A 6,447-nucleotide genomic window follows, 5' to 3' on the forward strand; every position below is an offset into this window, starting at 1 on the left:
CCCAGGTGAGCGTGGCGAGATCGAAGGCGTACACCGCGCGCCGCACCTCACGCCACTGCCGATCGTGTCCGTGCAACCAGCTCCACAGGTAGCCGACAACCGGCCGGCGAATCAGGATCGACACCGCGAAAACCGCGGCCCAGATCAGCGACGTCCAGATGCCGAGCAAGAAGTAACCCTTGGACTCCCCCAGTAGATAGGCGATCAGCACGCAGACGGCGACGCCGATGAGCCCGGACACCGCCGGCTGGACCGACTCGCGCCGCGCCAGTCGCCACAACAGGATCAGCGTGGCGACGCCGAGCGCCGCGCCGGCCGCCGCGGCCAGGCCCATCAGCCGCGAGGTGCCCACGAAGACCAGCACCGGCACTGACGAGTAAATGATCCCCGCGACGCCGCCCAGCTGTTCCATCACCCGGTCGGCCGGGGTGCGGTCGGCGTCCGCCGTCTCCACTTCGCCGTCGACGGCGTCAGCCGTGTCGCCGGCGTCTGTCGCACGCTTCACCGAGAATGCCTCACCGCTGAATCTCGTAATGCGGGTTGTAAATCGCCTTGGCGCCGTTCTCCAGCTTGCCGAGCCGACCCTGCACCCGCAGCGTACGGCCCGACTCGATCCCGGGAATCCTGCGCTGCCCCAACCACACCAACTCGATGGTGTCGGTTCCGTCGAACAGCTCGGCGCGAACACCGTCGGCGCACCCTTTGCCCTTGCATTCCACGCTGCGCAGCGTTCCGACCACCGTGACCTCCTGGCCGCGCTCGCAATCGATGGCCCGCTGCGCGCCGGTCGTCACCGCCTCGTCGCACAAATCCTCGGCATCACGCTGCTCGGGGTCCTCGGTCAACCGCCGAGTCAGCCGGCGCAGATAACCTTCTGCCGCCATGGCCTCTCCTGAGCGTCGTCAATGGTTCGTACCGGACCGGGTACGCCGATCCTCTCACGACAACGGACGCCGTAGACCGGATGGTTCCCCAAACGCCAAGCGTCGCCCAGGCAATATCTAGGGGTGGCAATCGACCTTCGCGCAGTGCGCGCCGTCGTGCTGCCGGGAACGGGGTCCGACGACGACTACATCACCCGGGCATTCGGCGGACCGCTGTGCGACGCAGGAGCAACCTTGCTCGCGCCGCCCCCGCAGCCGACCCGATTGATCGCCGGCTATCTGAGTGGATTGGATGACGCCGCCCGCGAGGGTCCGATCGTGGTCGGCGGTGTGTCGATCGGCGCGGCGGTGGCCGTTGCGTGGGCGCTGCGGCATCCCGAGCACACCGTCGCGGTGCTCGCCGCGCTGCCTGCCTGGACGGGTGCACCAGGCAGTTCGCCGGCCGCGATCGCGGCGCGGTACTCGGCTCAACGGCTGCGCGAGGACGGCCTGGAAGCGACGACGGCGCAGATGCGTGCGTCCAGCCCGGCGTGGCTGGCCGACGAGCTGACCCGGTCGTGGCGAAGCCAGTGGCCGCATCTGCCCGACGCGATGGACGAGGCGGCCGGTTACGTAGCCCCGACCGACGCCCAATTCCAGCGGCTGGCAGTGCCGATGGGAGTCGCCGCGGCGGGCGACGACCCGATCCACCCGCTCGACGTCGGGCGGCACTGGGCCGCCGCCGCGCCGCACGCAGCGCTACGCACGGTCACCCTGGATCAGATCGGCGCGGACCCGGCCGCGCTCGGTGCCGCCTGTCTGGCGGCGCTTAACGACGCCTGAGCTAGCCGCTGGTGCCGCGCAACTGCTGCATCGCCGACCCTGAAGCACTGCGGCGCTCGGCTGGTGCGGGCGCGCCTCCTTGGTCCACGACGTCAGGCTCCGTCGGCTCGACCGGCTGTTCACCCGCCGCGCCCTGGGCGGCCGCCGCCTCACGCAGTTGCGTCGCCATCGGCTCGGGCAGCTGCACCGGCAGCGGCGTGCGCACCGGCAACGGGGTATCGCCGCGCCGAATCACCGTGTCCATCAGCGCGTTTCGCGCTTCCTCGGTCAGCGCGTCCACGGTCTCGGCCGAGGCGTTCACCACACAGCGGATCATCCAGCGGTAGCCGTCGACCCCGATGAACCGGACCACACCGGCGGCGGTGCCGACCACCTCACGGCCCCAGCGGCCGTCCTGAATGCTCACCTCTGCGCCGTCCTTGCGCAGCGACTCGGCCAGTTCGCCGGCCACTTCTCGCCACAGACCGCCGGTCTTGGGAGCGGCGTACGCGGCGATGGTGAAGCGACCGTGGGCCGTCACCACCCACACCGCGCTCGGGACGCCGGTCTCGGTGAGTTCAACCTGTAACTGGGCCCCCGGGGGCAGCGGCAGCAGCACCGCGCCAAGATCGAGGCGGGCCTCGGTTGCCGCCGCGGCGTCGTCGAAATCCTCGATGTCGAATGGGCCGTCGAGGTCGTCGGCAACCGGCTTCTCGACCGAGGCATCGGGCTTGCGGTGTGTGCCCACGGATTCCGGCTCGTCGACTGGCTGCTCTTTGGGTTTACGTCTTCCGAATGCCATCAGCCGCGCCGCTCCTCGTCATCGCTTCGTCCCCTGGCTGTCACAAACTCGCGTGTCCGCCGGAGGAGCCGTGGCCGCCGTCGCCACGCGTGGTCTCGCCCAGTCCGGCCTCGTCGAACGAGGACACCTCGACCAGATCGACCAACTCGACGCGTTGCACCAGCAACTGGGCGATCCGGTCGCCACGGTGGACGACAATCGGCGCCGCAGGGTCGAGATTGATCAGCGAAAGCTTGATCTCACCACGGTAACCCGCATCGATGGTGCCGGGGCTGTTGACGATCGAAAGTCCCACCCGCGCAGCTAATCCGGATCGCGGATGCACCAGCCCCACCATCCCGACCGGGATGGCCACCGCGATCCCGGTTCCCACCAGCGCGCGGTGTCCGGGCGCCAGCTCGATGTCTTCTGCGCTGTAAAGGTCCACGCCGGCATCACCGTGGTGGGCCCGGGCGGGCAGCGGAAGCCCGGGGTCGAGACGAACAACCGCCAGACTGGTCGACACGGGGCCACAGATTACCCTTGACCGGGTGTCAGGGACGCCAGTCACGCCGCAAAGCGTGCGGTATCGCGAGCGGTTGTGGGTGCCGTGGTGGTGGTGGCCACTGGGTTTCGGCCTGGCTGGGCTGATCGCCGTCGAGGTCAACATGGGCGTGCCGAGCCTGCCGGACTGGCTCCCGTTCGCGGTGTTGTTCGTGGTGGCAGCCGGGGCGTTGTTGTGGCTGGGCCGCGTCGAGGTCCGGGTTACCGCCGGTGACGGCGAAGTCGAATTATGGGCCGGCGAGGCGCATCTGCCGGTCACCGTGATCGCCCGGTCGGCCGACATTCCCCGCTCGGCGAAATCCGCGGCGCTCGGGCGCCAACTCGATCCGGCGGCCTACGTGCTGCACCGCGGCTGGGTCGGCCCGATGGTTCTGGTGGTTTTGGACGACGCCGACGATCCGACGCCGTACTGGCTGGTGAGCTCCCGCCACCCCGAGCGGGTGTTGTCGGCGTTGCGCAGCTAGTCGGCAACTTCGGCGACCATCAAGTCAGGCCGCGCAATCCGTACAGATCATCACGCCGCCCTTTTCACTGGCCAGGCGACTGCGGTGTTGCACCAGAAAGCAGCTCGAGCAGGTGAACTCGTCGGCCTGCTTGGGAATCACCCGGACCGACAACTCTTCGCCGGACAAGTCGGCGCCAGGCAGCTCAAAGGACTCGGCGGACTCTGACTCGTCGACGTCAACGACCGCCGACGCCGCTTCGTTTCGCCGTGCTTTGAGCTCCTCCAAAGAGTCCTCTGAAACGTCATCGGTTTCGGTACGCCGTGGGGCGTCGTAATCAGTGGCCATCGTCTGTCCCCTCGTAACCCTGCAAGCAAAGCTTTGTACCAGCGTCGAACGCATCCGCAAAACGATTCGTGCCCGTATCGCAGACTCTTCGAGTGTGATTTACGTCACACTACGTATTTAGCCGCGCTACCTCGCGCTAAACACCGGGCCTTAGAGTGCGTACGTGGTCGCGCAAATCACTGAAGGTACAGCGTTCGACAAGCACGGTCGCCCCTTTCGCCGTCGCAACGCCCGGCCCGCCATCGCGCTGCTGATCGTGCTGCTGGTGGCCAGCGCGGTGGTGTGGACGATCGCGCTGACCCGTCCGGCGGAGGTCCACGAGGCCACGGTGTGCAATCCGCCCCCCGAGCAACCAGATCCCGCACAGCCGCATCTGGGCACCCCGGTGTCGCGAAGCACGATGGTCAACGTCGCGCCGGCCAAGCTGGCCGACGCCAAAGTACGCGTGCTCAACGCCAGCGGGCGCGGCGGCCAGGCCGCCGACGTCGCTGGCGCGCTGCGCGACCTGGGATTCCCGCAGCCGGTTGCGGCCAACGACCCGGTCTACACCAAAACGCGGCTGACCTGCCAGGGGCAGATCCGCTTCGGCGAGGCCGGGCAGGCCAGCGCCGCGGCGGTGTGGCTGGTGACGCCGTGCGCCGAGCTGTACCGCGACGACCGCGCCGACGATTCCGTCGACCTGGCGATCGGCACGGAGTTCGGCGCGCTGGCGCACAGCGATGACATCTCCGTGGTCCTCGCCGGCCTACGCCCGGGCGCCACCGAGCCGGCCGATCCCGCGCTGCTGGCCAAGATCCACGCCGGCAAATGCTGACCGCGGCCGGTTAGCCCGGAATCGGGGCCAGGCCGTCGAATTGCGCCAGCGCAGCCAGCAACTGATCGGCGATGCCGGGCGCCGCGGCGACCACCAGAGCCGCGTTGCGCTCCGGGTCCCCCGGCTGCGGCAACACCACCCGCGCGCCGGCCTCCGCGGCGATGAGCGCCCCCGCTGCGCTGTCCCACACATGTAGACCGTGCTCGTAGTAGGCGTCGAGCCGGCCGGCCGCAACCATGCACAAATCCAGTGCCGCAGAGCCGATCCGGCGTACATCGCGGACCACCGGCAGGATCTTCGACACCAGTTCCGCCTGGACCGTGCGGCGTCGCGTGGAGTAGGCGAACCCGGTGCCTACCAGCGCCAGCGACAGGTCGTCGACGGCGCTGCACCGCAGCGGGCGGGTGCCTTCTGCGTCGGTGACGTGTGCGCCCTGTCCGGTGGCCGCCGAATACAGCCGCCCGCCGACCACATCAGCGACCGAGCCGGCCACCGAGACACCGTCGACCTGCGCGGCCACCGACACTGAATACGACGGGATTCCGTAGACGAAGTTCACCGTGCCGTCGATGGGGTCCAGCACCCACGTCACCGCGCCGGCGGCGGCGGTCGCCGGATCGGTGGGGCCGCCGATTTCCTCGCCGAGAATGGCATCACCGGACCGCAGCTGCGCCAACCGATCACGCAGCAGCCGTTCGGTTTCGGTGTCCACGACGGTCACCGGATCAGTTGGGGTCGTTTTGGATTGCACTGCGGCATCGCCGTCCGTGCCCGCGTCGGCGCCGAAGACCTCGGCGCGGCGTCGCCGGACGAACGCGGCCGCTTCGCCGGCCAGGGTCTCGGCCACCGTCCGCAGCTGCCCCACTTGGTTCTCAGGTGTGCTCACCGACCCATCGCATCACAGGTATTGCCGGGTTCAGCAACGTCCGGGTAACCGGCCGACCAACCGCCCAGCTACGCACTAGGGTTTGGTCGACGCGTACCTCTCGCCGAGGAGATTCGATGACCACTGCCGACCCGACCGACCCCTCGCCCGCCATCGGAGGCACCGAGACGCCGCCACGCCGCGGCTTCGGCGTCGACGTCGGCGGCAGTGGCATCAAGGGCGGCATCGTCGACCTGGACACCGGCGAACTGGTCGGCGACCGCTACAAGCTGCTGACGCCGCATCCGGCGACTCCGTCGGCCGTGGCCAAGACGATCGCCGCTGTCGTCAACGAATTCGGCTGGACCGGCCCGCTCGGCGTGACCTACCCCGGCGTCGTCACCAACGGCATCGTCCGTACCGCCGCCAACGTCGACAAGAAGTGGATCGGCACCGACGCCAGCGAGATCATCAGCGCCGGCCTGAACGGTCAGGAGGTCGTGGTGCTCAACGACGCCGACGCCGCCGGACTCGCCGAGGAGCGCTACGGCGCGGGCAAGGACACGCACGGCGTGGTGGTGCTGCTCACATTCGGGACCGGAATCGGGTCGGCGGTCATTCACAACGGGATATTGCTGCCCAACACGGAGTTCGGCCATCTCGAGGTCGGCGGCAAAGAAGCCGAACACCGCGCAGCGTCCTCGGTGCGGGACAAGCGTGGCTGGAGCTACGAAAAGTGGGCCAAGCAGGTGACGAAGGTGCTGGTCGCCATCGAGAACGCGATGTGCCCGGAACTGTTCATCGCCGGCGGCGGAATCAGCCGAAAGGCCGACAAATGGGTGCCGCTGTTGAAAAACCGGACTCCGGTGGTTGCCGCAGCCTTGCAGAACACCGCCGGAGTCGTCGGCGCGGCGATGGCGGCGACGCGCGACGTGACGCACTGATTT

Annotated in this window: 10 protein-coding genes; 4 read left to right on the forward strand and 6 right to left on the reverse strand. The window is 68.8% G+C overall.

The annotated features are described in order from the left end of the window. The coding region (locus VN856_RS04745) for a DUF3159 domain-containing protein (protein ID WP_325686679.1) at positions 1 to 412 on the reverse strand (412 nt) is incomplete at its 3' end. A 103-nt stretch (positions 413 to 515) separates the two neighbouring features. Further along, positions 516 to 884 (reverse strand): OB-fold nucleic acid binding domain-containing protein, encoded by a 369-nt coding sequence (locus tag VN856_RS04750; RefSeq protein ID WP_325686659.1) that lies wholly within the window; start codon positions 882 to 884, stop codon positions 516 to 518. A gap of 123 nt (positions 885 to 1,007) precedes the next feature. Here VN856_RS04750 and VN856_RS04755 point away from each other — a divergent pair, with 123 nt between their 5' ends. Next, entirely contained in the window at positions 1,008 to 1,706 is a 699-nt protein-coding gene (locus VN856_RS04755) for an alpha/beta hydrolase (RefSeq protein WP_325686661.1), read from the forward strand. Between the two features lies 1 nt (position 1,707). On the opposite strand, the gene VN856_RS04760 is transcribed toward VN856_RS04755, so the two are convergent. Both VN856_RS04760 and dut read right to left on the reverse strand, forming a co-directional pair. Beyond that, positions 1,708 to 2,487: a DUF3710 domain-containing protein gene (locus VN856_RS04760; RefSeq protein WP_325686663.1), complete on the reverse strand. Its 780-nt coding sequence runs from the start codon at positions 2,485 to 2,487 to the stop codon at positions 1,708 to 1,710. 40 nt (positions 2,488 to 2,527) lie between these two features. Continuing rightward, a complete protein-coding gene (gene dut / locus VN856_RS04765; RefSeq protein ID WP_325686665.1) occupies positions 2,528 to 2,992 on the reverse strand; it encodes a dUTP diphosphatase in 465 nt (154 codons plus the stop codon). A gap of 25 nt (positions 2,993 to 3,017) precedes the next feature. Here dut and VN856_RS04770 point away from each other — a divergent pair, with 25 nt between their 5' ends. Next, positions 3,018 to 3,494 carry a DUF3093 domain-containing protein gene (locus VN856_RS04770; RefSeq protein ID WP_325686667.1) on the forward strand — a complete coding sequence of 159 codons (477 nt, stop codon included), beginning with the start codon at positions 3,018 to 3,020 and terminating at the stop codon, positions 3,492 to 3,494. A gap of 24 nt (positions 3,495 to 3,518) precedes the next feature. Here the strand turns inward: VN856_RS04770 and VN856_RS04775 are convergent, their stop codons facing one another. Continuing rightward, a complete protein-coding gene (locus tag VN856_RS04775; RefSeq protein WP_067332485.1) occupies positions 3,519 to 3,821 on the reverse strand; it encodes a DUF4193 domain-containing protein in 303 nt (100 codons plus the stop codon). A gap of 163 nt (positions 3,822 to 3,984) precedes the next feature. On the opposite strand from VN856_RS04775, the gene cei reads away from it, so the two are divergent. Continuing rightward, positions 3,985 to 4,635, forward strand: coding sequence for an envelope integrity protein Cei (gene cei, locus VN856_RS04780; RefSeq protein ID WP_325686673.1), 651 nt, complete (start codon positions 3,985 to 3,987; stop codon positions 4,633 to 4,635). 10 nt (positions 4,636 to 4,645) lie between these two features. On the opposite strand, the gene VN856_RS04785 is transcribed toward cei, so the two are convergent. Next, positions 4,646 to 5,521, reverse strand: coding sequence for an inositol monophosphatase family protein (locus VN856_RS04785; RefSeq protein ID WP_325686675.1), 876 nt, complete (start codon positions 5,519 to 5,521; stop codon positions 4,646 to 4,648). A gap of 116 nt (positions 5,522 to 5,637) precedes the next feature. Between VN856_RS04785 and ppgK the strand changes: the two genes are divergently transcribed. Beyond that, a complete protein-coding gene (gene ppgK / locus VN856_RS04790) occupies positions 5,638 to 6,444 on the forward strand; it encodes a polyphosphate--glucose phosphotransferase (protein WP_325686677.1) in 807 nt (268 codons plus the stop codon). The last annotated feature ends 3 nt before the right edge of the window (positions 6,445 to 6,447 follow it).

The sequence above is a fragment of the Mycobacterium sp. genome (genome assembly GCF_035603715.1).
Taxonomy (GTDB): Bacteria; Actinomycetota; Actinomycetes; order Mycobacteriales; family Mycobacteriaceae; genus Mycobacterium.